This window comes from Pseudorhodoferax soli, assembly GCF_003337555.1.
Lineage (GTDB): Bacteria > Pseudomonadota > Gammaproteobacteria > Burkholderiales > Burkholderiaceae_C > Pseudorhodoferax > Pseudorhodoferax soli.
In genome coordinates, this window is the sequence record NZ_QPJK01000001.1 from 623,339 (window position 1) to 648,137 (window position 24,799).

At 68.8% G+C, this 24,799-nt stretch carries 22 protein-coding genes; 11 read left to right on the top strand and 11 right to left on the bottom strand.

All coding sequences use genetic code 11. The features are described 5' to 3' along the window. The first annotated feature begins 68 nt into the window (after positions 1–68). Positions 69–1,247, top strand: a complete 1,179-nt coding sequence (locus DES41_RS02795) for an acyl-CoA dehydrogenase family protein (protein ID WP_114465728.1) — start codon at positions 69–71, stop codon at positions 1,245–1,247. A gap of 13 nt (positions 1,248–1,260) precedes the next feature. Next, complete coding sequence (locus DES41_RS02800; protein WP_114465730.1) at positions 1,261–2,376, top strand: acyl-CoA dehydrogenase family protein; 1,116 nt, start codon at positions 1,261–1,263, stop codon at positions 2,374–2,376. A 47-nt stretch (positions 2,377–2,423) separates the two neighbouring features. On the opposite strand, the gene DES41_RS02805 is transcribed toward DES41_RS02800, so the two are convergent. Beyond that, on the bottom strand, positions 2,424–2,981 hold the full coding sequence (locus tag DES41_RS02805) for an HNH endonuclease (protein ID WP_114465732.1): 558 nt from the start codon (positions 2,979–2,981) through the stop codon (positions 2,424–2,426). A 174-nt stretch (positions 2,982–3,155) separates the two neighbouring features. Between DES41_RS02805 and DES41_RS02810 the strand changes: the two genes are divergently transcribed. The 4 genes from DES41_RS02810 to DES41_RS02825 all read left to right on the top strand — a co-directional run bounded on the left by DES41_RS02810 (position 3,156) and on the right by DES41_RS02825 (position 9,345). Next, the gene (locus DES41_RS02810; protein WP_114465734.1) at positions 3,156–4,199 is read left to right on the top strand and encodes a bifunctional riboflavin kinase/FAD synthetase; all 1,044 of its coding nucleotides are present in this window, start codon (positions 3,156–3,158) and stop codon (positions 4,197–4,199) included. Between the two features lie 105 nt (positions 4,200–4,304). After that, positions 4,305–7,130 (top strand): isoleucine--tRNA ligase, encoded by a 2,826-nt coding sequence (ileS, locus tag DES41_RS02815; RefSeq protein WP_114465735.1) that lies wholly within the window; start codon positions 4,305–4,307, stop codon positions 7,128–7,130. After that, a complete protein-coding gene (lspA, locus tag DES41_RS02820) occupies positions 7,130–7,621 on the top strand; it encodes a signal peptidase II (protein WP_114465737.1) in 492 nt (163 codons plus the stop codon). Before ileS ends, lspA begins: the two co-directional genes overlap by 1 nt. 59 nt (positions 7,622–7,680) lie before the next feature. Beyond that, positions 7,681–9,345, top strand: a complete 1,665-nt coding sequence (locus tag DES41_RS02825; RefSeq protein WP_114465739.1) for a Na/Pi cotransporter family protein — start codon at positions 7,681–7,683, stop codon at positions 9,343–9,345. On the opposite strand, the gene DES41_RS02830 is transcribed toward DES41_RS02825, so the two are convergent. The 3 genes from DES41_RS02830 to DES41_RS02840 all read right to left on the bottom strand — a co-directional run bounded on the left by DES41_RS02830 (position 9,346) and on the right by DES41_RS02840 (position 12,234). Continuing rightward, a complete protein-coding gene (locus DES41_RS02830) occupies positions 9,346–10,254 on the bottom strand; it encodes a diguanylate cyclase (RefSeq protein ID WP_114465741.1) in 909 nt (302 codons plus the stop codon). A 187-nt stretch (positions 10,255–10,441) separates the two neighbouring features. Then, complete coding sequence (locus tag DES41_RS02835) at positions 10,442–11,245, bottom strand: NUDIX hydrolase (RefSeq protein ID WP_114465742.1); 804 nt, start codon at positions 11,243–11,245, stop codon at positions 10,442–10,444. After that, a complete protein-coding gene (locus tag DES41_RS02840) occupies positions 11,242–12,234 on the bottom strand; it encodes a quinone oxidoreductase family protein (RefSeq protein ID WP_114465744.1) in 993 nt (330 codons plus the stop codon). Before DES41_RS02840 ends, DES41_RS02835 begins: the two co-directional genes overlap by 4 nt. A gap of 71 nt (positions 12,235–12,305) precedes the next feature. Here DES41_RS02840 and DES41_RS02845 point away from each other — a divergent pair, with 71 nt between their 5' ends. Next, entirely contained in the window at positions 12,306–13,223 is a 918-nt protein-coding gene (locus tag DES41_RS02845) for a DMT family transporter (RefSeq protein WP_114465746.1), read from the top strand. Between the two features lie 13 nt (positions 13,224–13,236). Here DES41_RS02845 and DES41_RS02850 read toward each other — a convergent pair whose 3' ends face one another. The 6 genes from DES41_RS02850 to DES41_RS02875 all read right to left on the bottom strand — a co-directional run bounded on the left by DES41_RS02850 (position 13,237) and on the right by DES41_RS02875 (position 19,928). Continuing rightward, positions 13,237–14,034 carry an SDR family oxidoreductase gene (locus DES41_RS02850; protein ID WP_114465748.1) on the bottom strand — a complete coding sequence of 266 codons (798 nt, stop codon included), beginning with the start codon at positions 14,032–14,034 and terminating at the stop codon, positions 13,237–13,239. 91 nt (positions 14,035–14,125) lie between these two features. After that, the gene (locus DES41_RS02855) at positions 14,126–15,637 is read right to left on the bottom strand and encodes a tripartite tricarboxylate transporter permease (protein WP_114465749.1); all 1,512 of its coding nucleotides are present in this window, start codon (positions 15,635–15,637) and stop codon (positions 14,126–14,128) included. A 10-nt stretch (positions 15,638–15,647) separates the two neighbouring features. After that, on the bottom strand, positions 15,648–16,136 hold the full coding sequence (locus DES41_RS02860) for a tripartite tricarboxylate transporter TctB family protein (RefSeq protein WP_114465751.1): 489 nt from the start codon (positions 16,134–16,136) through the stop codon (positions 15,648–15,650). A gap of 137 nt (positions 16,137–16,273) precedes the next feature. Continuing rightward, positions 16,274–18,052, bottom strand: a complete 1,779-nt coding sequence (gene tfpB, locus DES41_RS02865; protein WP_114465752.1) for a type IV pilus assembly ATPase TfpB — start codon at positions 18,050–18,052, stop codon at positions 16,274–16,276. Between the two features lie 222 nt (positions 18,053–18,274). After that, positions 18,275–19,057, bottom strand: coding sequence for a class I SAM-dependent methyltransferase (locus tag DES41_RS02870; protein ID WP_114465754.1), 783 nt, complete (start codon positions 19,055–19,057; stop codon positions 18,275–18,277). Beyond that, a complete protein-coding gene (locus DES41_RS02875) occupies positions 19,041–19,928 on the bottom strand; it encodes a TatD family hydrolase (protein ID WP_114466800.1) in 888 nt (295 codons plus the stop codon). The genes DES41_RS02870 and DES41_RS02875 overlap by 17 nt, the downstream gene beginning before the upstream one ends. 158 nt (positions 19,929–20,086) lie before the next feature. Here DES41_RS02875 and DES41_RS02880 point away from each other — a divergent pair, with 158 nt between their 5' ends. From DES41_RS02880 to DES41_RS02895, 4 genes are read left to right on the top strand one after another with little or no spacing between them, the layout of a single operon-like run. Then, positions 20,087–20,998, top strand: coding sequence for a S1C family serine protease (locus DES41_RS02880; RefSeq protein WP_114466801.1), 912 nt, complete (start codon positions 20,087–20,089; stop codon positions 20,996–20,998). Positions 20,999–21,016: 18 nt separating this feature from the next. Next, positions 21,017–22,024 (top strand): AAA family ATPase, encoded by a 1,008-nt coding sequence (locus DES41_RS02885; RefSeq protein WP_114465756.1) that lies wholly within the window; start codon positions 21,017–21,019, stop codon positions 22,022–22,024. Continuing rightward, positions 22,005–22,991: a DUF58 domain-containing protein gene (locus DES41_RS02890; protein ID WP_114465758.1), complete on the top strand. Its 987-nt coding sequence runs from the start codon at positions 22,005–22,007 to the stop codon at positions 22,989–22,991. The genes DES41_RS02885 and DES41_RS02890 overlap by 20 nt, the downstream gene beginning before the upstream one ends. A gap of 24 nt (positions 22,992–23,015) precedes the next feature. After that, positions 23,016–24,065, top strand: a complete 1,050-nt coding sequence (locus DES41_RS02895; RefSeq protein WP_114465760.1) for a VWA domain-containing protein — start codon at positions 23,016–23,018, stop codon at positions 24,063–24,065. Here DES41_RS02895 and DES41_RS02900 read toward each other — a convergent pair. Next, positions 24,049–24,753 (bottom strand): TVP38/TMEM64 family protein, encoded by a 705-nt coding sequence (locus tag DES41_RS02900; protein ID WP_170168081.1) that lies wholly within the window; start codon positions 24,751–24,753, stop codon positions 24,049–24,051. The genes DES41_RS02895 and DES41_RS02900 overlap by 17 nt on opposite strands. Between the last annotated feature and the right edge of the window lie 46 nt (positions 24,754–24,799).

Below are 24,799 nucleotides of genomic sequence, written 5' to 3' on the forward strand. Positions count from 1 at the left end.
GCGCACGGTCGTGCTACAAAGCTGCGGGCCGTCGTTGGACGGCTTGCGACGACCCACAGGAGACCACCATGGATTTGGCTTTCACAGCCGAAGAGCAACAGTTCCGGGAGGAGGTGCGCGATTGGGTGCGCGCCAACCTGCCCCAGGACATTGCCTACAAGGTACACAACGCGCTGCACCAGACGCGTGACGATATGCAGCGCTGGGCCAAGATCCTGGGCAGCAAGGGCTGGCTGGGCTATGGCTGGCCCACGCAGTTCGGCGGCCCCGGCTGGAGTGCCGTGCAAAAACACCTGTTCGAAGAGGAATGTGCTTTGGCCGGCGCACCGCGCATCGTGCCGTTCGGGCCCGTCATGGTGGCCCCGGTGATCATGGCCTTCGGCACGCCCGAGCAGCACAAGCGCTTCCTGCCCGGCATTGCCAGCGGTGAAGTCTGGTGGAGCCAGGGCTACAGCGAGCCGGGCTCGGGCTCGGACCTGGCCTCGGTCAAGACCCGCGCCGTGCGCCAAGGCGACAAGTACATCGCCAATGGCCAGAAGACCTGGACCACGCTGGGCCAGTACGGCGAGTGGATCTTTTGCCTGGTGCGCACCAGCACGGAAGGCAAGCCGCAGACCGGCATCAGCTTCCTGCTGATCGACATGAAGAGCCCCGGCATCACGGTGCGGCCCATCATCATGCTGGACGGCGGCCATGAGGTGAACGAGGTGTTCTTCGACAACGTCGAGGTGCCCGTGGAGAACCTGGTCGGCGAGGAGAACAAGGGCTGGACCTACGCCAAGCACCTGCTGAGCCACGAGCGCACCAACATCGCCGACGTGAACCGCGCCAAGCGCGAGCTCGAGCGCCTCAAGCGCATCGCCAAGGCAGAGGGCGTCTACGACGACATCCGCTTCCGCGACGAGATCGCCAAGCTCGAGGTCGACGTGGTGGCCCTGGAAATGATGGTGCTGCGCGTACTGTCGGCCGAGAAGTCGGGCAAGAACCCGCTCGACGTGGCCGGCCTGCTCAAGATCAAGGGCAGCGAGATCCAGCAGCGCTACAGCGAACTCATGATGCTGGCCGCCGGCCCGTACAGCCTGCCCTTCATCCAGGAGGCCATGGAAGCCGGCTGGCAGGGCGACTACGTGGGCGCTGCGCACTGCGCGCCGCTGGCTGCCACCTACTTCAACATGCGCAAGACCACGATCTACGGCGGATCGAACGAGGTCCAGCGCAACATCGTCGCCCAGACTGTGCTGGGTTGAGCAGGAGACGCGAATGGACTTCAACTTCAGCGACGACCAGGAACAGCTGCGCGATGCCGTGCGCAAATGGGTCGACAAGGGCTATGGCTTCGAACACCGCCGCGGCCTGGTCAAGGCAGGCGGCTTCTCGCGCGAGGCCTACGGGGAACTGGCCGGCCTGGGCCTGACCGGCCTGTACGTGGCCGAGGAACATGGCGGCATGGGCATGGGCCCGGTCGACGCCATGGTGGCCCTGGAAGAACTGGGCCGCGGCATCGTGCTCGAGCCGCTGGGCCAGACCCTGATCGCCAGCGGCGTGCTGTCCGGCTATGCCGACGACGCGCTCAAGGCCACGTGGCTGCCGCGCCTGGCCGCCGGCGAAGCCCTCGTGGTTCTGGCCTACCAGGAGCGCGCCGCGCGCTACCGCCTCGACCGGTGCGCCGCCACGGCCACCAAGGCCGGTGCTGGCTGGACCGTCTCGGGCCACAAGAGCGTGGTGCCGGCGGGTGACCAGGTCGACGCGCTGCTGGTGCCGGCCACCGTGGACGGCAAGATCGCGCTGTTCCTGGTCGAACGTGCCGCCTCGGGCGTGGCCACACGCGGCTACGTCACGCAGGATGGCTCGCGCGCCGCCGAGGTCGATTTGCAGCAGGCACCTGCCACGCTCGTGACCGCCGACGGCCTCACAGCCTTGGAGCATGCGGTGGACATCGGCATCGCCGCGCTGTGCGCCGAGGCCGTGGGCGCCATCGACAAGACCATGGAGATCACGGCGGAATACCTGAACACGCGCAAGCAGTTCGGCGTGGTGATCGGCAGCTTCCAGGCCCTGCGCCACCGCATGGCCGACATGAAGATGCAGCAGGAACTGGCGCGCTCGATGAGCTACTACGCCACGCTCAAGCTCCATGCCCCGGCCGAGGAACGCCGCCGCGCCATGGCGCGTGCCAAGTACCAGCTGGGCCAATCCCTGCGGTTTGTCGGCCAGAACTCGGTGCAGCTGCACGGCGGCATCGGGGTGACCGACGAGTACGTGGGCAGCCACTACTTCAAGCGGCTCACGCAGATGGAGATCCTGTTCGGCGACACCCTGCACCACCTGGGCGAGGTCTCGGCTCGCATGCAGGACAAGGCTGGCGTGTTCGCCTGAAGCGCTTGCCCCTCAGAAAGAAGAAGCCCCGCAGTGCGGGGCTTTTTTCATACGAGGAGCCGAGACGACCTGGGCACATGCGCCATCAGGAACTCCATCTGGTCCGCCAGGATGCGGCGGTTGCGCAGGATGAAGTCTTCCCACAGGCTGGGCACATAGGGTGCGTACAGCAGCGGCATGCGCGCCTGCTCGGGCGTGCGGTTGCTCTTGCGGTGGTTGCAACTGCGGCACGCCGTGACCACGTTCATCCAGTGGTCCTGCCCCTTCTGGGCCAGCGGCACGATGTGCTCGCGCGTGAGGGCATCCTCCGGCACATGCTGCCCGCAGTAGGCGCAGACGTTGCGGTCGCGCGCAAACAGCTTGCTGTTGGTCAGGGCCGGACGTGCGCGAAACGGGTTGACCCCCGGCACGCCCTTGGTGCCGATGATGCTGCTGACGGCGATCTTCGATTGCAGGCCCGTGACGGCGTTGTGGCCGCCGCGGAACACCGCGACCTCCGCGCCGGACTCCCAGCGCACCTCGTCGGCGGCGTAGTGCAGCACCGCCTGTTCCAGCGTGATCCAGGATTGGGGCAGGCCCTGCCCCGACAGCTTCAAGACCTTCAAATGACGCCTCCAGCTAGCGTGCATGCGCACGGACACGGAATCGCAAAACATCCAGGCTGCGCGCACCACTTGGCATTGGTGCGCCGCGTCACAATATACAGGGTTCGCGTGGCCAGGATATGACGGGCGCCGCCGGGGGCATGCCTTTGGCGCTATGAAAAAGACAACGACACCATGAAGATCTTCCGCGGCTTCCACTACCGGGGCATCGCACCGGCGTGCGCGCTGACCATTGGCAACTTCGACGGCGTGCACCGCGGCCACCAGGCCATGCTGGCGCTGCTGCGCAACGAGGCCCAGCACCGTGGCGTGGAAAGCTGTGTGATGAGCTTCGAGCCGCACCCGCGCGACTACTTCGCGCAGGCGACCGGCAAGCCCGAGATCGCACCCGCGCGCATCGGCACGCTGCGCGACAAGCTGACCGAACTGGCCCGCTGCGGCGTGAACCAGACCATCGTGCTGCCCTTTCGCGCCGCATTGGCCAGCCAGAGCCCCGAGTCCTTCATCCAGGATGTGCTGGTCGCCGGCCTGAACGTGCGCTACGTGCTGGTGGGGGACGATTTCCGCTTCGGCGCCAAGCGCGCCGGCGACTACGCCATGCTGGCTGCGGCCGGCAGTGCCATGGGCTTCGAGGTGGCGCGCATGAACAGCTACGAAGTCTCGCTGCCCGACCCCGCGGCCCAGGGCGGCCGGCGCAGCGTGCGCGTCTCGAGCTCGGCCGTGCGCGAGGCGTTGGGCCAGGGCCGCATGGACGACGCGGCGCGCCTGCTGGGCCGGCCCTACAGCATCAGCGGCCATGTGGTGCGCGGCCGCCAGCTGGGCCGCGAGCTCGGGTTCCGCACCATCAACATGCGCTTCTCCCACTGGAAACCGGCCGCCTCGGGCATCTTCGTGGTCGGGGTGCACGGCCTGGCGGAGCAGCCGCTGGCCGGTGTCGCCAACCTGGGCGTGCGCCCTTCGCTGGACCCGAACGACGTCAACGGCGGCCGTGTGCTGCTGGAGACGCACTGCCTGGACTGGCCCGCCAGCCTGGGGCCAGAGGGGGGCTACGGTAAGATCGTGCGCGTGGAACTGCTGCACAAACTGCACGACGAGCTGAAGTACGACAGCCTGGATGCCCTCACGACCGGCATCAACAGGGACTGCGACGACGCCCGTGCCTGGCTGGCGGCCGGCCATGCGCAGACGCGCCGCCAGACCACGCGCGACCGAATTTAGCCGCCCGGCTTCCGCGCTCGCGCGTGCTCCCGGTTGCCAACCGGGCCGCGCTTCCCCCCTCCCCACGTTCCACGGCGCCGTCGCCGACGACGCCCTGCCCGCACCATGACCGACACCACCGACTACCGCAGTACCCTGAACCTGCCCGACACGCCGTTCCCCATGCGTGGCGACCTGCCCAAACGCGAGCCGGGCTGGGTCAAGGACTGGAACGAGCAAGGCCTGTACAAGCGGCTGCGCGCGGCGCGCGCCGGCAAGCCCAAGTTCATCCTGCACGACGGCCCGCCCTATGCCAACGGCCAGATCCACATGGGCCACGCGGTCAACAAGATCCTGAAGGACATGATCGTCAAGGCGCGCCAGCTGGAGGGCTTCGACGCACTCTACGTGCCGGGCTGGGACTGCCATGGCCTGCCGATCGAGAACGCCATCGAGAAGAAATTCGGCCGCAAGCTCAGTCGCGACGACATGCAGGCCAAGAGCCGCGCGTTCGCCACCGAGCAGATCGCCCAGCAGATGGCCGACTTCCAGCGCCTGGGCGTGCTGGGTGAATGGGACCATCCCTACAAGACCATGGACTTCGCCAACGAGGCAGGCGAGTTGCGCGCGTTCAAGCGTGTGATCGAGCGCGGCTTCGTCTACCGGGGCTTGAAGCCCGTGTACTGGTGCTTCGACTGCGGCTCGTCGCTCGCCGAGTTCGAGATCGAGTACGCCGACAAGAAGAGCCAGACGCTGGACGTGGCCTTCAAGGCGCACGACCCGGCTGCGCTGGCTGCCGCCTTCGGCCTGCCCGCGCTGGACAAAGATGCCTTCGTGGTGATCTGGACCACGACGGCCTGGACCATCCCGGCCAACCAGGCGCTGAACCTGAATCCCGAGCTCGAGTACGCGTTGGTCGACACCGAGCGCGGCCTGCTGGTGCTGGCCGCCTCGCTGGTCGACAAATGCATGGCGCGCTACGGCCTGCAAGGCCAGGTGCTGGCGACAACCAAAGGCGAAAAGCTCGGTGGCCTCGACTTCGAACACCCGCTGTACGACGTGGACCCGGGATACCGCCGCCTGGCGCCTGTGTACCTGGCCGACTACGCCACGGCCGACGACGGCACCGGCATCGTGCATTCCGCGCCGGCCTATGGTCTGGAGGACTACAACTCCTGCACCGCGCACGGCGTGCGCAACGAGGACATCCTGAACCCGGTGCAGGGCAATGGTGCCTATGCCGACGACTTCCCGCTGTTCGGCGGGCAGCACATCTGGAAGGCCGTGCCCGTCATCCTGGACGCGCTGAAGGCCGCCGGCCGCCTGCTGGCCACCGAGACCATCACGCACAGCTACCCGCACTGCTGGCGCCACAAGACGCCCGTGATCTACCGCGCCGCCGCGCAGTGGTTCATCCGCATGGACGAGGGCGAAGGCGTGTTCACCAAGGACAAGGCCCCGCAGACGCTGCGCCAGACCGCGCTGGCCGCCATCGAGCAGACCAGCTTCTACCCCGAGAACGGCAAAGCGCGCCTGCACGACATGATCGCCAACCGGCCCGACTGGTGCATCTCGCGTCAGCGCAGCTGGGGCGTGCCGATCCCGTTCTTCCTGCACAAGGATTCGGGCGATCTGCACCCGCGCACCATGGAGATCCTGGACCAGGCCGCCGACATCGTCGAGAAAGGCGGCATCGAGGCCTGGAGCCGCGTGACGACCGAGGAGATCCTGGGCGCCGACGCGGCCCAGTACACCAAGAGCACCGACATCCTGGAGGTCTGGTTCGACTCAGGCTCGACCTTCTGGCACGTGCTGCGCGGCACGCACGCGCCGGGCTTTCACACCGAAGGCCCCGAGGCCGACCTGTACCTGGAAGGCCACGACCAGCACCGCGGCTGGTTCCACAGTTCGCTGCTGCTGGCCAGTGCGCTGGAAGGCCGCGCGCCTTACCGTGGCCTGCTCACGCACGGCTTCACGGTGGACAGCCAGGGCCGCAAGATGAGCAAGTCGCTCGGCAATGGCATCGACCCGCAAGAGGTCAACAAGAAGCTGGGCGCAGAGATCATCCGCCTGTGGGTGGCCGCCAGCGACTACTCGGGTGACATCGCCGGCGACGACAAGATCCTCGCGCGCGTGGTCGACGCCTACCGCCGCATCCGCAACACCCTGCGCTTCCTGCTGGCCAACACCAGCGACTTCGACCCGGCCAAGGACGCCGTGCCGGCTGACCAACTGCTGGAGATCGACCGCTACGCGCTGGCGCGCGCCGCGCAGTTCCAGGCCGAGATCCTGGCGCACTACAAGGTGTACGAATTCCATCCGGTCGTCGCCAAGCTGCAGGTCTACTGCTCGGAAGACCTGGGTGCGTTCTACCTCGACGTCCTGAAGGACCGCCTGTACACCACGGCCGCTGGCTCGCTGGCGCGCCGCAGCGCGCAGACGGCTCTGTGGCAGATCACCCAGGCCATGCTGCGCTGGATGGCGCCATTCCTCTCCTTCACGGCAGAAGAGGCCTGGAAGCTGGTCGGCACGTCGGACTCCATCTTCATGGAGACCTACAGCGCCCTGCCCCCGCCCGACGAGGCGCTGCTGGCCAAGTGGTCGCGCATCCGCAATGTGCGCGATGCGGTCAACAAGGAGATCGAGGCCGTCCGCACCACGGGTGCCGTCGGTTCCTCCCTGCAGGCCAACGTGGTGCTGTCGGCCGCGGCGGATGACCACGCCGTGCTGGCCGCGCTGGGCGAAGACCTGCGCTTCGTGCTGATCACTTCCAAGGCCGACTTGCAGCCGGGCGCCGAGCTCGCCGTGCAGGTCACAGCTTCGGCGGACACCAAGTGCGAGCGCTGCTGGCACTACCGCGCCGACGTGGGCAGCGACCCGGCGCATCCCACGCTGTGCGGCCGCTGCACGGACAACCTGTTCGGCGCCGGCGAAACCCGGACCTTCGCCTGATGGCGTCCGGCAGCGCACGCCCGCGCTGGTGGCCCTGGCTGCTGCTGGCGGCCGCGATCTTCGTGGCCGACCAGTGGACCAAGCAGTGGATCCTGGACCACTACCAGCACGGCGATGCCACGCCCATCACCAGCTTCTTCAACATCGTGCGGGCGCACAACCCGGGCGCGGCCTTCTCGTTCCTGGCCGGCGCCTCGGGCTGGCAGCGCTGGTTCTTCACGGCCATCGGCGTGGGCGCGGCGGTGTTCATCGTCTGGCTGCTGCGCGCGCATGCGGGCCAGCGGCTGTTCTCGTTCGCGCTGACGCTGATCCTGGGCGGCGCCATCGGCAACGTGGTCGACCGGCTGCAGCACGGCTACGTGGTCGACTTCCTGGACTTCCACTGGGCCGGCTGGCATTTCCCGGCCTTCAACATCGCGGACAGCGGCATCACGGTCGGTGCCGTGCTGTTGATCCTGGACGAGCTGCGGCGCATGCGGCGCGGCCGCTGAAGCACCGGCTGTGGCCACCAGGCCACAGCGCCGTGCAGCGTATAGTCGTCTGCACATTCATGAAGCATCTGCTGAATCTGTTGGCGGCCATCGCGCTGCTCGTCTGGGGTACGCACATGGTGCGCACCGGCATCCTGCGCGTGTTCGGCGCCAACCTGCGCAGCGCGCTGTCGATGAGCCTGTCCAGCCGCTTCTCGGCCTTCGCTTCAGGCCTGGGTGTCACGGCCCTCGTGCAGTCGAGCACGGCCACTGCCCTCATCGTCTCCTCCTTCGTCGGCCAGGGCCTGGTGGCATTGCCCGCCGCACTGGCGGTGATGCTGGGCGCCGACGTGGGCACCAGCCTCATGGCCGTGGTGTTCTCGTTCGACCTGTCCTGGCTCTCGCCACTCCTGATCTTCGTCGGCGTGGTGCTGTTCATCGCACGCCAGTCCACCAACGTGGGCCGCTTCGGCCGCGTGCTGATCGGCCTGGGCCTCATGCTGCTGGCGCTGCGCCTGGTCACGGCCTCCACGGCCGTGCTGACGCAGGCACCCGCGATCAAGTCCTTGCTGGGTTCCTTGTCCAGCGATCTCATGCTGGAAATCACGGTCGGCGCGCTGCTGGCCGTGATCTCGTATTCCAGCCTTGCCATCGTGCTGCTGACGGCCACGCTCGCCGCCTCTGGCGTGGTGCCGGCCGAGGTGGCGCTGGGCCTGGTGCTGGGCGCCAACCTGGGCAGCGGCGCACTGGCCGTGCTGACCACGCTGCGCTCGACCGTCGAGGCGCGCCAGGTACCGCTCGGCAACCTGGTGTTCAAGCTGCTCGGCGTGGTGCTGGCCGCCCCCTGCGTCGGGCTGTGGCTGCCGGCGGTGCGCCCCTACATCGCCGACACGGCCACGCAGGTGGTGCTGTTCCACCTGGCCTTCAATGTCGCCGTGGCCATCGTCTTCATCGGGCTCACGCAGTGGATCGGGCGCGGCGTGGAGCGCTGGCTGCCGCGCCAGCCGCGCGGCCAGGGCGGGCCGCTGGAGCGCCCCCGGCACCTGGACCCCTCGGCCCTGGCAACGCCCTCGCTGGCGATCTCCTGCGCGGCGCGCGAGGCGCTGCACCAGGCCGACGTGGTGGAGACCATGCTGCGCGGCGTGCTCGACGTGATCGTGCGCAACGACCTGCGCCTGGCCGAAGACCTGCGCAAGCTCGACGACACGGTGGACCAGCTGTACTCCTCGATCAAGTACTACCTGACCGAGATCTCGCGCGAGGCGCTGGGTGAAGAGGAGAGCCGGCGCTGGACGGACATCATCAGCTTCACGATCAACATGGAGCACATCGGCGACACCATCGAGCGCGTGCTGATCGACATCGAGGACAAGAAGATCCGCCCGGGCCGCAGCTTCTCCGAGGCCGGCATGGCAGAGATCCGCGAACTGCACGAGCGGCTGCTGTCCAACCTGCGGCTGGGCATGAGCGTGTTCCTGAACGGCACGGTGCACGATGCGCGCAAGCTGCTCGAAGAGAAGGCGCGCTTTCGCGACCTCGAACGCGCCTACTCGCGCACCCACCTGGCCCGGCTGACCGACAAGACCGTGTCCAGCATCGAGACCAGTTCGCTGCACATCGACCTGCTGTCCGAGCTCAAGCGCATCAACTCGCACATCTGCTCGATCGCCTACCCCATCCTGGATTCGGCCGGGGCGCTGGCGCCCAGCCGCATCCGCGAATCCAAGTTCGACGAACTGGGCTGATCAGCCTTCGGCAACGACCCGGTTGCGGCCGGTGCGCTTGGCGACGTAGAGGCGGCGGTCGGCCTGCAGCAGCAGCGCGGCGCCCGACAGATCCTCGGAGCGCGCCGCGTGCGCGATGCCCATGCTGACCGTCACGCAGGGCGCGGCATCCGACCAGGCATGGGGCAGCCCCAGCTGCTCGACGGCCTCGCGCAGGCGCTCGGCGCGCCCCGCCGCGCCGTCGAGGTCCGTATCGGGCATCAGCAGCACGAACTCCTCGCCACCGTAGCGCGCTGCCAGGTCCGCAGGGCGGCGCAGGCCGGCCTGCAGCACGCGGGCGATGGACTGCAGCGCCCGGTCGCCCTTGGCATGCCCATAGTGGTCGTTGTACTGCTTGAAGCAATCGACATCGAGCAGGACCAGCGCCAGCCCCACGCCGCCGCGGCTGGCCCGCGCCGTCTCCTGCGCCAGCATGCCGTCGAAATGGCGGCGGTTCGGAATCTCGGTCAGGCCGTCGATGCGGGCCAGTTGCTCCAGCAGGCGGCGCTGGCGGGCCAGCTGCAGATGCAAGGCCACGCGGGCGCGCACGACCGCGGCGTGGAACGGCTTGACGACGTAGTCGGATGCGCCGGCGCGCAGGCCGCGCTCCTCCTCGGCCGCTGAATCCAGGCCGGTGATGAAGATCACGCCGATCACCGCGGTGCGCCCATCGGCCTTGAGCAGGCGCAGCACCTCATGGCCGTCCAGCCCCGGCATCACCACATCGAGCAGGATGAGGTCGGGTTGGTGCTGGCGCGCCAGCTCCAGCCCCTGTTCGCCGTTGCGCGCAGAGATGACGGCGTAGTCCGATCGCAGCAGGTCGGTCAGCATCTGGCGGTTCAGCGCCGAGTCGTCCACGACCAGGACGGTCTGCCGCACGTTCGAATCCATGTGGTGCCCCCTTGTGCAGACTCCCCATGCCCATCGCATCCAGCCCGGGGAGCCGGTACTGCACCCACATCGTATCCGCTGCGCCAGCTGCCCACCGGCATCCCAGCCAATAGAAATGCATACAGCAGTCACGGCGCCATCGAGAGACGCAACGCGGCGCCGCAACCGGATGTGGACAGCAGCCGGTCTATTCGCGCAGTGCTTGGAGCAGGATCAGCGCGGCCTCGTCGGTGAACAGGCCCTGCTGCAACCGGGCCACCACCTCCTCAGGCGGCACGCATTCGAAGCGCGCCACCTCGCCATCCTGGTTGCTGGGCACAACGCCGTCGGGCAGCACGCAACGGCTCCATGCGATGTCCTCGACCAGGTAGCCATGGCGCGTGCCGTCACCAGCGGGCCGGCGCTGGTGCACCCAGCCCGCCTGGTAGAGGTCCTGCAAGGCCTCCAGGTGCAAGCCGGCCTCTTCCCAGGTCTCCCGTTCCAGCGCGGTGTCCAGCGTGTCGCCCGCGGCGACCATGCCGCCCATCAGCGTGTCCCACATGCCGGGATCGTTGGCCTTATCGAACGCACGCTGCTGCAGCCAGACATGGCCGCGTTCGTCGAAGCCGACCAGGTGCACGGCGCGGGTCGCGATGCCAAGCACGCGCACCACGGCACGTTCCACGCTGGCCAGCGGCACGCCGTGCACATCGCAGACGGCCAGTTGCTCGTCACGCCAGGCATGGGCCAGGCCGGCGGCGCGCAATGCCCGTGCCAGCCGCTCCAGGCTGTCGCCCAGCGCGCCGCGCACGCAGTAGGCGACGCCCTCGCGGCACAGCAGCGCCGTGCCGTCGGCCGCCGCCAGGCAGCCCAGCGCCAGCGGAAGCGCCGGCTCGATGCTGCCGATCTCGCGCTCCTGCCACAGCAGCGGCACGCGCGGGGCCTGTGGCGCCTGGTGCGCGCGCGACTGCAACGCCGCGCACCAGGCCGGGTCCAGCGCCAGCGCGTTCACAAGGTCAGGATGGTGCAGCCGGTGGTCTTGCGTGCCTCCAGGTCGCGGTGCGCCTGCTGCACCTGCTCCAGGGGGTAGCGCTGGTCGATGCGGATCTTCACGTCGCCGCGCAGCACCACGTCGAACAGGTCATCGGCCATGGCCTGGTTGCTCTCGCGCGTGGCGATGTGCGTGAACAGCGTGGCCCGCGTCAGATACAGCGAGCCCTTGGTGCCCAGCAAGCCTGGCGGGAACGGCGGCACCGGACCGGACGCATTGCCGAAGCTGGCCATGAGGCCGAAGGGCTGCAGGCAGTCCAGGGACTTGTCGAAGGTGTCCTTGCCGATGGAGTCGTACACCACCTTGACACCCTTGCCACCCGTGATCTCCTTGACGCGGGCCAGGAAGTCCTCGCGCTTGTAATCGATGGCATGGGCCGCGCCATGGGCCAGGGCCAGCTGGCACTTCTCGGGCGAGCCGGCCGTGCCGATCAGCTCCAGGCCCATGGCACGTGCCCATTGGCAGGCGATCAGGCCCACGCCGCCGGCCGCGGCATGGAACAGCACATGGTCGCCGCGCTGCAGGCCGCCCTGGGGCAGCGTCTTCTTGAGCAGGTACTGGGCCGTGAGGCCCTTGAGCATCATGGCCGCGCCGGTCTCGAAGTCGATGCCGTCGGGCAGCTTGCACACGTTCTTCGCCGGCATCACGCGCAGCTCGCTGTAGCTGCCGGGAGGCTGGCTCGCGTAGGCAGCCCGGTCACCCGCCGCGAGGTGCGTGACGCCGGCACCGACGGCCTCGACGATGCCCGAGGCCTCCATGCCCAGTTGCAGCGGCATGGGCAGCTGGTACAGGCCGCTGCGCTGGTAGACGTCGATGAAGTTCAGGCCGATGGCCTTGTGGCGGATGCGGATCTCGCCCGGGCCGGGCTCGCCCACTTCCACCTGCACCAGTTGCATTTCCTCGGCGCCGCCGTGGCGGTCGATGCGGATGGCCTTGCTTGTCGTCGTCATGTCTTCCTCTCGTGCGCTGCAATCGAAGCGGCGGATGCTAGCAGCGATGGCGCGTTGTTACAGTCGCTTCAATGCCTTCGCAACGCCTGACGCCTTCCACGGTCGCCCTGCTCACACTGCCCCCCTTGATGTGGGCCAGCAACGCCATCGTCGGCCGGCTGGTGGCCGGCATGATTCCGCCTGTCCTGTTGAACTTCCTGCGCTGGGTGCTGGTGTTCGCACTGCTGCTGCCGCTGGCCGCAGCCGTGCTGCGCCGCGGCTCCGGCCTGTGGGAGCACCGCCGTGGCTTGCTGCTGCTCGGCCTGCTCAGCGTGGGCTGCTACAACGCGCTGCAGTATCTGGCGCTGCAAACCTCCACGCCCATCAACGTGACGCTGGTGGGCTCCAGCCTGCCGGTCTGGATGCTGGCCATCGGCCTGCTGTTCGGTGCCCCGGTCTCGCGCCTGCAGTTGCTGGGCGCGGCGTTGTCGGTCGCCGGCGTGCTGGTGGTGCTGGCCCGTGGCGAAGCGCAGCAGCTGCTGCAGCTGCGCCTGGTGCCGGGCGACCTGTACATGCTGGCCGCCACGCTGGCCTGGGCCGCCTACAGCTGGCTGCTGACACGGCCCGGCTACCCCGCCTCGCTGCGTGCGCACTGGGCCGGCTTCCTGATGGCGCAGGTGGTGTTCGGCCTGCCCTGGGCCGGAGCCTTCGCGCTGGGCGAGGCGCTGTGGATGGCGCCCGTGGCCACGGCCTGGGGCTGGCCGCTGGCCGGCGCGCTGCTGTACATCGCGCTCGGCCCCTCGCTGACGGCCTATCTGTGCTGGGGCGCAGGCGTGCGGCGCGTGGGCCCCAGCACGGCGGGCTTCTTCGCCAACCTCACGCCGCTGTTCGCGGTGCTGCTGTCCGGCCTGGTGCTGCACGAGCCGCCACGGCCTTACCACGCATTCGCGTTCGCGCTGATCGTGGGCGGCATCGTGGTGTCCTCCCGCCGGAGCGCGGCAGGCACCTAGGCCCGCCTGCGGCTCAGTGCGTGCCGGGGTAGGCGCCGCCGTCAGGCAGGATGTTCTGGCCCGTGATGTAGCTGGCGTGCTGGCTGCACAGGAAGGCGCAGATCGCGCCGAACTCGGCCGGCGTGCCCAGGCGCCGCGCCGGGATGTTGTTCTTGCGCGCAGCGACGATGTCCTCGACCGGCTTGCCGGTCTTGGCGGCCTGGCCGGCCACGGTGGCGCGGATGCGGTCGGTGTCGAACACACCGGGCAACAGGTTGTTGATGGTCACGTTGGCCGAGGCCAGCTTGGTGGTGCGCGCCACGCCCGCGACGAAGCCGGTCAGGCCGCTGCGCGCGCCATTGGACAGGCCCAGCACGTCGATCGGCGCCTTCACCGAACTCGAGGTGATGTTGACAATGCGGCCGAAGCCGCGCGCGGCCATGCCGTCGACCGCACCTTTGATCAGTTCGATCGGCGTCAGCATGTTGGCGTCCAGCGCCTTGACCCAGTCCTCGCGGTTCCAGTCGCGGAAGTCGCCGGGCGGCGGGCCGCCGGCATTCGTCACGATGATGTCGAACTCGGGCCGCACGGCGAACACGGCGGCGCGGCCGGCGGGCGTTGTGATGTCCGCGGCCACGTGGCGCACCTCGGCTGCGGCCGGACGCTGCGGATCGTCCAGCAGCGTGCGCTCGGCTGCCTGCAGCGCCTCGGCACCGCGCGCCACGATCAACACGTTCACGCCTTCGCGCACCAGCGCCTGCGCGCAGCCGAAGCCCAGACCCTTGCTCGCGCCACACACCAGCGCCCATTTGCCTGCAATACCCAAGTCCATCGAGTTCTCCGTTTGTTGCCCTGAATCGGGCGCCGATCATAAAAAAAACGGCGCCCAAAGGCGCCGTTCCGGTGAAAAGCCGCGCGAAGCGTCAGTCTTCGACGAAGGCCTCTTCGCGCTTGTTCTTGACCGCCGGCAGCAGCACGATGATCACGAGGATCGCCGCGGCGATCAGCAGGCCAGCCGAGATCGGGCGCGTGACGAACACGCTCCAGTCGCCGCGCGAAAGCAGCAGCGCACGGCGCAGGTTCTCTTCCATCATCGGCCCCAGGATGAAGCCCAGCAGCAGCGGCGCGGGTTCGGTCCCGAGCTTGTTGAACAGGTAGCCGATGAAGCCGAAGGCGCCCACCATCCAGATGTCGAAGGTGTTGTTGTTGGTCGAGTACACGCCGATCGCGCAGAACAGCACGATGGACGGGAACAGGTACTTGTAGGGCACGGTCAGGAGCTTGATCCACATGCCGATCAGCGGCAGGTTCAGGATCACCAGCATCGCGTTGCCGATCCACATCGAGGCGATCAGGCCCCAGAACAGCTCGGGGTTGCTGGTCATCACCTGCGGGCCCGGCTGGATGTTGTGGATGGTCATGGCACCCACCATCAGCGCCATCACCGCGTTGGGCGGAATGCCCAGCGTCAGCAGCGGGATGAAGGACGTTTGCGCGCCGGCGTTGTTGGCCGACTCGGGCGCCGCCACACCGCGGATGTTGCCCTTGCCGAACGGCACTTCGCCCGGATGCAGCTTGGTCTTCTTCTCGATGGTGTAGGCCGCGAAGGCCGCCAGCAGCGCACCGCCGCCGGGCAGGATGCCCAGGGCCGCACCCAGCGCCGTGCCGCGCAGCACGGCCGGCAGCATGCGCTTGAAGTCTTCCTTGGTCGGGAACAGGCCCGTGACCTTGCCCGTGAACACTTCGCGCTCGTCTTCCGGCTTGGACAGGTTGGTGATGATTTCACCGTAGCCGAACACACCCATGGCGATGGCCACGAAGCCGATGCCATCGGTCAGTTCGGGGATGTCGAAGCTGAAGCGGGCCACGCCCGAGTTCACGTCGGTACCCACCAGGCCCAACAGGAGGCCCAGCACGATCATGCCGATGGCCTTGAGCAGCGAGCCCGAAGCCAGCACCACGGCGCCGATCAGGCCCAGGATCATCAGCGAGAAGTACTCGGCAGGGCCGAACTTGAACGCCACTTCGGTCAGCGGCGGCGCGAATGCGGCCAGGATCAGCGTACCGACCGAGCCTGCGAAGAACGAGCCCAGGCCGGCAGCAGCCAGCGCAGGCCCCGCCCGCCCCTTGCGCGCCATCTGGTAGCCGTCGATCACGGTCACCACCGAGGAGGATTCGCCCGGCAGGTTGACCAGGATGGCGGTGGTGGAGCCGCCGTATTGCGCGCCGTAGTAGATGCCAGCCAGCATGATGAGTGCGGACACAGGCGGCAGCGCGTAGGTGGCCGGCAGCAGCATGGCGATGGTCGCCACCGGGCCGATGCCGGGCAGCACACCGATCAGCGTGCCCAAGATACAGCCGATCAGGCAGTACAGCAGGTTGGTCAGCGTGAAGGCGACGCCGAAACCCAGCGAGAGGTTGTGAATCAGATCCATGGTGTCTTGCTCAGCCCGTGATGAAGGTCGGCCAGACCTGGATCTGGAGCTTCAAAGCCCAGATGAACGCGAAGTAGCTGCCGATCGCCAGCACCGTGGCCAGGATCAGCACCGCCTTGAGGTTGAACTCATGGCCAGCCAGGCTGGAGATGATGGTGAGCGCGTAGATCGCCACGATCAGCCCCATGGCCGGGATGCCCAGGCTGGGCAGGCCGCCGAGCAACACGCCGAAGGCGAAGTTGGCCCCCAGGATGAAGACCACCTGCTTCCACGCCCACTTGCCGATCTTGTCGCCGTCCGGCGTCTCGGTCACCAAGGAGGTGAAGGTGATGATCATGCCGATGATGGCCATGACGATGCCCAACATGAGCGGGAAATAGCCCGGCCCCATGCGGGCGCCATTGCCTACCGTGTAGGTCGTCGCGCCCCAGGCGAACGCGACACCGACAACGGTGAACATGAGCCCTGAGAAAAAGTCTTTCTGACTTTTGATGTTCACAAAAATGCCTCCTCGAAACCAAAGGTGGCGCGATTGTGGGTGCTTTCAAACAGCCAAAAGATGTGGATTCCACCTACATGCTCGCTGACGTCCGCCTGACGGATTGGCGGCGCAGCGACGGCCTGTGTGACGGACGGTCACGCCGTCGGCGGCGCCTCCAGTGGTGGCGTGGCGCTGAGCACTTCGGCCATGGTGGTCAGCCCTTCGGCCACGCGCAGCGCCCCGGCCAGGCGCAGCGGCCGCATGCCGTCCACCAGCGCCTGGCGGCGCAATGCCGAGGGCTGGCCGCCGCCCTGGGCGAGCTTGTCCTTGAAGCTCTCGCTGACGGTCAGCAGCTCGTACAGACCCATGCGGCCCATGAAGCCGGTCATGCGGCACTCCAGGCAGCCGACTGGCTTGTACGGCGTGCAGGCGCCGTTGATGCGCCAGGGCTGGATCACGCGGTTCAGCGTCTCGGCCGTGGTGCTTTCGTCGGGCGCGCGGCAGTGCCGGCACAGCACGCGCACCAGGCGCTGCGCAAGCACGCCCAGCACAGTGGCGTTGAGCAGGTAGGCCGGCACGCCCAGTTCCATGAGCCGGGTCAGCGCGGCCGGGGCGTCGTTGGTGTGCAGCGTGGAGAACACCAAGTGGCCTGTCAGCGCCGACTGGATCGCCATCTCGGCCGTCTGCAGGTCGCGGATCTCGCCGACCATGATCACGTCCGGATCCTGGCGCATGAGCGCACGCAGGCCCTCGGCGAAATCGAAGTCCAGCTGCGGCTGCACCTGGGTCTGGTTGAAGGCCGGCTCGATCATTTCGATCGGGTCTTCGATGGTGCTGACGTTGAGCGCCTCGGTCGCCACGCGCTTGAGCGTGGAGTACAGCGTGGTGGTCTTGCCCGAACCGGTGGGCCCAGTGACCAGGACCACGCCATGCGGCTGGCGCACCAGCGCCTCCCAGCGTGTGGCGTCGTGCGGCGAGAAGCCCAGCGCGTCCAGATCCTTGACGGCCGTGTCGGGGTCGAAGATGCGCATCACCATCTTCTCGCCGAAGGCCGTGGGCAGCGTGGACAGGCGCATCTCGATCTCGTCGCCCCGGGGGTTGCGCGTCTTGATGCGGCCGTCCTGCGGCCGGCGCTTCTCCACCACGTCCATGCGGCCCAGCAGCTTGACCCGGGCCACCACGGCATTCATGACGCCCATGGGCATCTGGTAGACCGGGTGCAGCACGCCGTCGATGCGGAAACGGATCACGCCCTGCTCGCGCCGCGGCTCCAGGTGGATGTCGCTGGCACGCTGGTTGAAGGCGTATTGCCAGAGCCAGTCCACCAGCTGCACCACGCCTTGGTCGTTGGCGTCCAGCGTCTTGTTGGATTTGCCGAGCTCGACGAGCTGCTCGAAGCTGGCCAACCCGGCGCTGCCGCCGGCCTTCTGCGCAGCGCGCACCGATCTGGCCAGCGCAAAGAACTCGGCCGTGTAGCGCTGGATGTCCAGCGGATTGGCGACCACGCGGCGCACGCTGCGGCGCGACTGGCGCTCGACCTCGGGCACCCAGTCGCTGACGAAGGGCTCGGCCGTGGCCACGGTGACCTCTGTCGCGCCCACCTGCAGGGGCAACACCTTGTGGCGCTCGGCGTAGACGGCGCTCATGGTGTCGGCGACCTTGCCCACATCGACCTTGAGCGGGTCGATGCGCTGGTACGGCAGGCCGGCGCGGCCGGCCAGCCATTCGGCCAGCATCTCGATGTCCAGCGGCTTGCCATCGCGCGCCCGCGCCATGGCCACGCTGGCCAGCCGCACCAGGGCCGGCTGGGCACTCTCGGCCTGGGCGCAGCGCGCCACAGTACGGCGGTGTTCGTCGGCGGAGATCACGCCGTCGGCGGCCAGCCAGTCGACCAGCAGGCGCCAGGTCAGCGGGCCGACGTAGGGGGCGGTCATGGGGCCTCCTCCGCTCCATCGCGCGAGAACACGGGCCGCGCTGGTCGGTGGCCGGCGCGCCTCGCGCTGGTGTCGATCCCCGCGCTGCGGGGCGCCTCGCCGCGTGCGCTCATGGCGCCACCTCCGCGCCATCGCACGAGAACACAGGCCGCGCTGGTCGGTGGCCGGCGCCCCTCGCGCTGGCGTCGATCCCCGCGCTGCGGGGCCCCTCGCCGCGTGCGCTCATGGCGCCACCGGGCTGAACACGCGCAGCCACTTGCGCGCCGGCAGGCCCCAGCGCGATTCGATGTCGGCCGCGCGGGCGAGCAGGTCGGCGCGCTCGGGCCGGCTGGCCTCGCGCTGGGCCAGCACCACGGTGTTGCCCTCGCGCGTGGGCCGGAAGGCCCAGACCGCGGACTCACCGAAGGCCGCCGCAATGCGCTCCAGGCTCGCCTCGTAGCGCGACGAGCGGCCGAACAGGTTGACCGTCATGGCGCCGTCCTCGGTCAGCAGGCGGCGGCAGTCGGCGTAGAAGTCGGCGCTGTCCAGCACGGGAGAAGCCGCCTCGTGGTCGTAGAGGTCGACCTGCAGCGCATCGACGGTGCCGTGCAGCGTGGCGTCCAGCACCGCCAGGGCGGCGTCGGCAAGGCGCACGTGCAGCCGCGCATCGTCCGGCGGCAGCTTGAACCAGCCGCGGCAGGCCGCGATCACCTGCGGGTTCAGCTCGATCACCGTGGTGCGCATGCGCAGCTTCTTGTGGCAGAACTTGGTCAGCGCGCCGGCGCCCAGGCCCAACTGCATGGCGTGGCGCTTGGTGATGCCCTCGGCGGGCACGAACAGCAGCCAGGCCATCATGCGCTGCACGTACTCGAGCTCGATGTCGTAGGGTTTGTCGATCAGCATCGAGCCCTGCACCCATTCGGTGCCCAAGTGCAGGGTGCGCACCACGCCATCGTCGGCGAACTGCACCTCGGGCAGCGCGGGCTGGGCGCGTCGTGCAGGGGCGGATTTAGCGGCTTTGGTCATCGTCCGCGATTGTGGCCTGCCCGGGTAACAGCGCCCGCAGGCGCGGCAGGGCCACGAGCGCGTTGGCCGTGGTGGCCGCCTCGATGTCGGCCAGCGGCAGGCCGCGCAGCGCCACCAACGTCTCGGCGATGCGCGGCAGCTCGGCCGGCGTATTCAGGCCCTGGGGCCGGCCGGCAGCACGCTCGGACTGGCGCACATAGAGCCATTGCGGCGGGATGTCGGGTGCGTCGGTCTCCATGACGATGGCATCCAGCGGCAGCTCGGCGGCCAGCTGGCGCAGCTGGCGTGCGGTGTCGAAGGTCATGGCACCGCCAAACCCCAGCTTCAAGCCCTGGGCCAGCACGGCCCTGGCCTGCTGCACGCTGCCGTTGAAGGCATGGGCGATGCCCTCCCAGCGGCCGCCCGCGCCGACCTCGCGCAACTGGCGCAGGACCTGGTCCACGCTGCGCCGCGTGTGCACGATGACCGGCAGGCCGTGGCGCCGCGCCAATTGCAGCTGCTTGCGAAGGAAGTGCAGCTGGCGCGCGCGCATGGCCGGCTCAGTTAGTTCGGGCACGAAGAAGTCCAGGCCGATCTCGCCGACCGCGACCAGGCGCGCGTCGCCGGCGTGTTCCGTCAGGGCAGCGTCCAGCCGCTCCAGGTCACCGTCGTCGGCGCGCGGCACCAGCAGCGGGTGGATGCCCAGCGCGTAGGCATCTCCCGTGCGGTGGGCGAAGGCGCGCACCGTGTCGAAATCGAACACGCCAACGGCCGGCACCACGCACAGCGCCACCCCGCGTTCGGACGCCTGCGCGCGCGCCGCCAGCGCCAGTGCGTGGTCCCGCCCGAACTCCGGCGCATCGAGGTGGCAGTGGGTGTCGATCCAGGGCATGGCACCACTGTAGCGCGCGGCCTGCGGGCGCTGCACGGGTCCGGTGCGGCATCGCCGTACGTCGCCTGGGGGATGCCCTCCGGCCGGGGATGCGCCCTGGAATGAACCGTGGTACTGTCATTGCGTAGATCCGCACAACGTCCCATCAGGTGATCACCATGCGTAGGCCGGCTCTTTACAGCAGTGCATCCCGTGCCCGACCCGAGCCGCCGGATGCCGACGCTGCCCCCTCCCCCCCCCAGCCCCCCGAAGCAGCGCCCGCGGCGCCACCGTCCATGCGCAAGCGCTGGTGGAGCGATCCGCGCCTGCTGTGGGCCACCATCGTGCTGCTGGCGGCGGCGGCGCTGGGTGCCGGCACCGTCGCCTTGCGTCCCGGCACGCGCACCTTGACCCAGAAGGACATCGACGCGGCCGTCATGCGCACGCTGGAGACCAACGTGCTGCCGTCGCCGGCGGCCAAGGCCTACGCCGCCATCATCCCGTCGGTGGTGCGCGTCATGGGCTTCGTCAAGGGCAAGGACGGCAAGGACGTGGAGCAAGGCGTGGGCACCGGCGTGGTCATCGTCGACAAGGGCATCATCCTGACCAACCTGCATGTGGTTTCCGGTGCGCAGAGCATCAAGGTCACGTTCTCCGACGGCATGGAAACCACCGCCAGCGTGACCGGCATGCAGCCCGAGAACGATCTGGCCGTGCTGCAGGCGCACAAAATCCCGGACGACATGATCGCCGCCACCATGCGCTCCACGGCCGACCTCTCGCCCGGCGACCAGGTGGTCGCGGTCGGCTTTCCCTTCGGCATCGGCCCCTCGACTTCGGCCGGCGTGGTCTCCGGCCTGGGCCGCTCGTTCCGCTCGCCGGAAGGCAAGCATGTGCTGACCAACCTGATCCAGTTCGACGCCGCGGCCAACCCCGGAAACTCCGGCGGCCCCCTGGTGACCATGGACGGGCAGGTGGTCGGCATCGTCACCGCCATCCTCAACCCGTCGCAGCAACGCACCTTCGTGGGCATCGGCTTTGCCGTGCCGATCGAGAACGCCGCCTCGGCCGTGGGCCTGCATCCCTTCTGACCATCCTGAGGACCCTTCATGAGCGAAGCCAGCACCCAGAGCCCAGACACCGCCCAGCTGATGGAGCAGATCCTCTACGAGGTCAAGCGTGTCGTCGTCGGGCAGGACCGTTTCCTCGAGCGTGTGATGGTGGCCATGCTGGCCCAGGGCCATCTGCTGGTGGAAGGCGTGCCGGGGCTGGCCAAGACCCTCACGGTCAAGACCCTGGCCGAAACCATCCAGGGCCAGTTCAAGCGCATCCAGTTCACGCCCGACCTGGTGCCCGCCGACCTGGTCGGCACGCGCATCTACAACCAGAAGACCGGCGACTTCGCCACCGCGCTGGGTCCGGTATTCACCAATTTGCTGCTGGCCGACGAGATCAACCGCGCACCCGCCAAGGTGCAGAGCGCGCTGCTCGAGGTCATGCAGGAGCGCCAGGTGACGATCGCGGGCGAGACGCACCACGTGCCCAAGCCCTTCCTCGTGATGGCCACGCAGAACCCGATCGAGACCGAAGGCACCTACCCGCTGCCCGAGGCGCAGGTCGACCGCTTCATGATGAAGGTGCTGGTCGACTACCCGACCGACGAGGAAGAGTTCGTGATCGTGACGCGCGTGACCGGCCCAGCCGTGCAGGTGGCGCCCGTGGCCACGGTCGAGCAACTGGCCGCGCTGCAAAAGGAATGCCGGCGCATCTACGTCGACCCATCGCTGATCCAGTACGCCGTCAAGCTGGTCTCGGCCACGCGCAGGCCCGAGGCGCACGGCCTCAAGGAGCTGGCGCGCTTCATCACCTTCGGTGCCAGCCCGCGTGCCACCATCAACCTGACCGAGGGCGCGCGCGCGCTGGCCATGCTGCGCGGGCGCAGCTACGCGCTGCCCGAAGACATGAGCGACCTGGTGCCCGACGTGCTGCGCCACCGCGTGGCGCTGTCGTACGAGGCGCTTTCCGAGGGCGTCACGGCCGACACGCTGATCGGCAAGGTCATGGCCCGCATCCCGGCCCCGCCCAAGCCGCTGGAACATGAAAAGCTCGCCGCCTAAACCCAAGGCCACACCCGCAGCACCGGCCGCGCAGGCAGAGCACCTGCTGCGCCGGCTCGAGTGGACGGTGCTGCGCCGGCTCGACGGCCTGCTGCAGGGCGACTACCGCACGCTGATGCGCGGCACGGGCATGGACCTCGCGGATCTGCGCGAATACCAGCACCACGACGACGTGCGCCACATCGACTGGAACGTCACGGCCCGGCTGCAGCAGCCGCATGTGCGCGTGTTCACCGAGGACCGCGAGATGGCGGCCTGGTTCCTGCTCGACCTGTCGCCTTCGGTCGATTTCGGTTCGGGCGAGCAGAAGAAGCGTGAGGTCTCGGCCGCCTTCGTGGCCGTGCTGGCCCGGCTGCTCACCCGCCATGGCAACCGCGTCGGCGCCATGCTCTACGGCGCAGGGCTGGACCAGGTGCTGCAACCGCGCGCCAGCCGCCTGCATGTGCTGGATCTGCTGCACCGCATGCTGCCTGCCCCGGGGCAGGCCGCCGAGCCCGGCCGCGTGACGCACCTGCACGAGCTGCTGCAGGCCGCTGGCGGCCTCATGCGCCGGCGCTCCACCGTGTTCGTGGTGTCCGACTTCATCAGCGCGCCGGGCTGGGAGAAGCCGCTGGCCCAGCTGGCCCAGCGCCACGAGGTGCTGGCCGTGCGCCTGCTCGACCCGCTGGAGCTGGAACTGCCCGACCTGGGCCTGATCCCCATCCGCGACGCCGAGACCGGCGAGCAGCTGCTGGTCGACACCTCGGACGCCGGCTTTCGCAAGCGCTTCGCGCGCATCGCCGCGCAGCGCGAAGCCGAACTGCGCCAGGCACTCGGCGAGGCCGGGGTCGACACGCTGGAGCTGTCCACCGACGATGACCTCGCGGCCGCCATCCTGCGCTTTGCCGAACTGCGCCGCCGACGCAGCCGGCTGTCCGGTGCCGGCGGCGGCCTGCCAACCCATCTGCGGCCCGCCATGGCCGCCTGAACCTGTTCCAGCAGGAGAACGCCCATGAACTTCCTCTGGCCCCAATTCCTCTGGCTGCTGTTGCTGGCACCGCTGCTGGTGCTGCTCTATCTCTGGTTGCTGCGCCGGCGCAAGAAGACGGCACTGCGCTATGCCAGCCTGTCCATCGTGCGCGAGGCCATGGGCGCGCGCCAGGGTTTCAAGCGGCACCTGCCGCCGCTCCTGTTCCTGCTGGCCCTGGGTGCGCTGATCGTCGCGGCCGCGCGGCCCATGGCCGTGATCAGCCTGCCGTCGCAGCAGGAGACCATCATCCTGGCCATGGACGTGTCGGGCAGCATGCGCGCCACCGACGTGCAGCCCAACCGCCTGGTGGCGGCGCAAAGTGCGGCCAAGGCGTTCATCGCCGACCTGCCGCGCCATGTGCGCGTGGGCATCGTCGCCTTTGCCGGCACGGCGCAGGTGGTGCAGCCGGCGACGCTGTCGCGCGAGGATCTGGTGGTGGCCATCGACAAATTCCAGCTGCAGCGCGCCACGGCCATCGGCAGCGCCATCGTCGTCTCGCTGGCCGAACTGTTCCCCGATGCAGGCATCGACGTGGGTGCCATGACGTATGGCCGCGAGCGTCCGCGCGGCCAGTCTCTCGACAAGGACCTGGCCGCCAAGGGCGAGGTCAAGGAGTTCACCCCGGTGGCACCCGGCTCCTACGATTCGGCCGCCATCATCCTCTTGACCGACGGCCAGCGCACCACGGGCGTGGACACGCTGGAGGCCGCCAAGATGGCGGCCGACCGCGGCGTGCGCGTCTACACCGTGGGCATCGGCACCGTGGACGGCGAGACCATCGGCTTCGAGGGCTGGTCCATGCGCGTGCGGCTGGACGAGGAGACGCTCAAGGCCGTGGCCACGCGCACCCAGGCCGAGTACTTCTACGCCGGCTCGGCCGAGAACCTGCGCAAGGTCTACCAGACCCTGAGTTCACGGCTGACGGTCGAGAAGAAGGAGACCGAGATCTCGGCGCTGCTGGCGCTGGCCGGTGCGCTGCTCGCACTCATCTCGGCCGGCTTGTCGCTGGCCTGGTTCAACCGGGTCCTCTGAGGCTGCGCTGCGCCTCCACGCGCTGCACCCAGCGCCTGGCGCCGAAACCGGCGCCGACGATGAGCAACAAGGTTCCCGCGATCAGGGCGTAGGTCAGCGGGCCGGGGTCGCGCAGGGCCGCGACGATCTGGTCGACGAAGAAGGCCATCACCAAGGTGCCGGGCGCCATGCCGATGAAGGTGCCCAGCAGCATGTGGCGCAGGCTGATGTGCGAGGCGCCGGCCACCATGTTGATGATGGCGAACGGCGCCACCGGAACCATGCGGATCGCGACCACGGCCAGCAGGCCATGGTCGGCCAGGCGCTGGCTCACGGCGTTCACGCGGGGCCCGCCGAGGCGCTGCACGACCTCGCGGCCCAGCAGTGCCCCGAGGCCATGGCTGGCGGCGGCCGCAACCAAGGCGCCGGCCATGCAGGTGACGAAGCCGGTCCAGGGCCCGAAGGCCACCAGTGTCACCAGCGTCAGGAAGGTCAGCGGCACGGCCAGCACCAGGGCCAGGCTCAGCCCGGCGACCGCGGCCACGGGGCCGAAGGATGCGCCCAGCTCCTGCAGGCCATCCACGATGCGGTCCACATCCAGCCATTCGCGCATGGGCGACCAGGTCCAGGCCACGGCCAGGCCGATGAGCACGGCCAGAGCCAGCACGAGGCCCCAGAGCCGGCCGCGCAATCCGCGTGGCGCGCTCATTGGAGACCTTCGCGCGGCGCGCTGCGGCACCGAAGGCCTTGGAGAG

Bases quoted from the DNA above. Each gene is read 5' to 3' on its own strand.
- DES41_RS02840 (WP_114465744.1), bottom strand. From the start codon at position 12,234: ATGACGACGACAAGCAAGGCCATCCGCATCGACCGCCACGGCGGCGCC.
- lspA (WP_114465737.1), top strand. From the start codon at position 7,130: ATGGCGTCCGGCAGCGCACGCCCGCGCTGGTGGCCCTGGCTGCTGCTG.
- DES41_RS02875 (WP_114466800.1), bottom strand. From the start codon at position 19,928: ATGCCCTGGATCGACACCCACTGCCACCTCGATGCGCCGGAGTTCGGG.
- DES41_RS02880 (WP_114466801.1), top strand. From the start codon at position 20,087: ATGCGTAGGCCGGCTCTTTACAGCAGTGCATCCCGTGCCCGACCCGAG.
- DES41_RS02830 (WP_114465741.1), bottom strand. From the start codon at position 10,254: ATGGATTCGAACGTGCGGCAGACCGTCCTGGTCGTGGACGACTCGGCG.
- DES41_RS02800 (WP_114465730.1), top strand. From the start codon at position 1,261: ATGGACTTCAACTTCAGCGACGACCAGGAACAGCTGCGCGATGCCGTG.
- DES41_RS02850 (WP_114465748.1), bottom strand. From the start codon at position 14,034: ATGGACTTGGGTATTGCAGGCAAATGGGCGCTGGTGTGTGGCGCGAGC.
- DES41_RS02810 (WP_114465734.1), top strand. From the start codon at position 3,156: ATGAAGATCTTCCGCGGCTTCCACTACCGGGGCATCGCACCGGCGTGC.
- DES41_RS02825 (WP_114465739.1), top strand. From the start codon at position 7,681: ATGAAGCATCTGCTGAATCTGTTGGCGGCCATCGCGCTGCTCGTCTGG.
- DES41_RS02870 (WP_114465754.1), bottom strand. From the start codon at position 19,057: ATGACCAAAGCCGCTAAATCCGCCCCTGCACGACGCGCCCAGCCCGCG.
- DES41_RS02845 (WP_114465746.1), top strand. From the start codon at position 12,306: ATGCCTTCGCAACGCCTGACGCCTTCCACGGTCGCCCTGCTCACACTG.
- DES41_RS02900 (WP_170168081.1), bottom strand. From the start codon at position 24,753: ATGAGCGCGCCACGCGGATTGCGCGGCCGGCTCTGGGGCCTCGTGCTG.
- tfpB (WP_114465752.1), bottom strand. From the start codon at position 18,052: ATGACCGCCCCCTACGTCGGCCCGCTGACCTGGCGCCTGCTGGTCGAC.
- DES41_RS02890 (WP_114465758.1), top strand. From the start codon at position 22,005: ATGAAAAGCTCGCCGCCTAAACCCAAGGCCACACCCGCAGCACCGGCC.
- DES41_RS02855 (WP_114465749.1), bottom strand. From the start codon at position 15,637: ATGGATCTGATTCACAACCTCTCGCTGGGTTTCGGCGTCGCCTTCACG.
- DES41_RS02795 (WP_114465728.1), top strand. From the start codon at position 69: ATGGATTTGGCTTTCACAGCCGAAGAGCAACAGTTCCGGGAGGAGGTG.
- ileS (WP_114465735.1), top strand. From the start codon at position 4,305: ATGACCGACACCACCGACTACCGCAGTACCCTGAACCTGCCCGACACG.
- DES41_RS02895 (WP_114465760.1), top strand. From the start codon at position 23,016: ATGAACTTCCTCTGGCCCCAATTCCTCTGGCTGCTGTTGCTGGCACCG.
- DES41_RS02885 (WP_114465756.1), top strand. From the start codon at position 21,017: ATGAGCGAAGCCAGCACCCAGAGCCCAGACACCGCCCAGCTGATGGAG.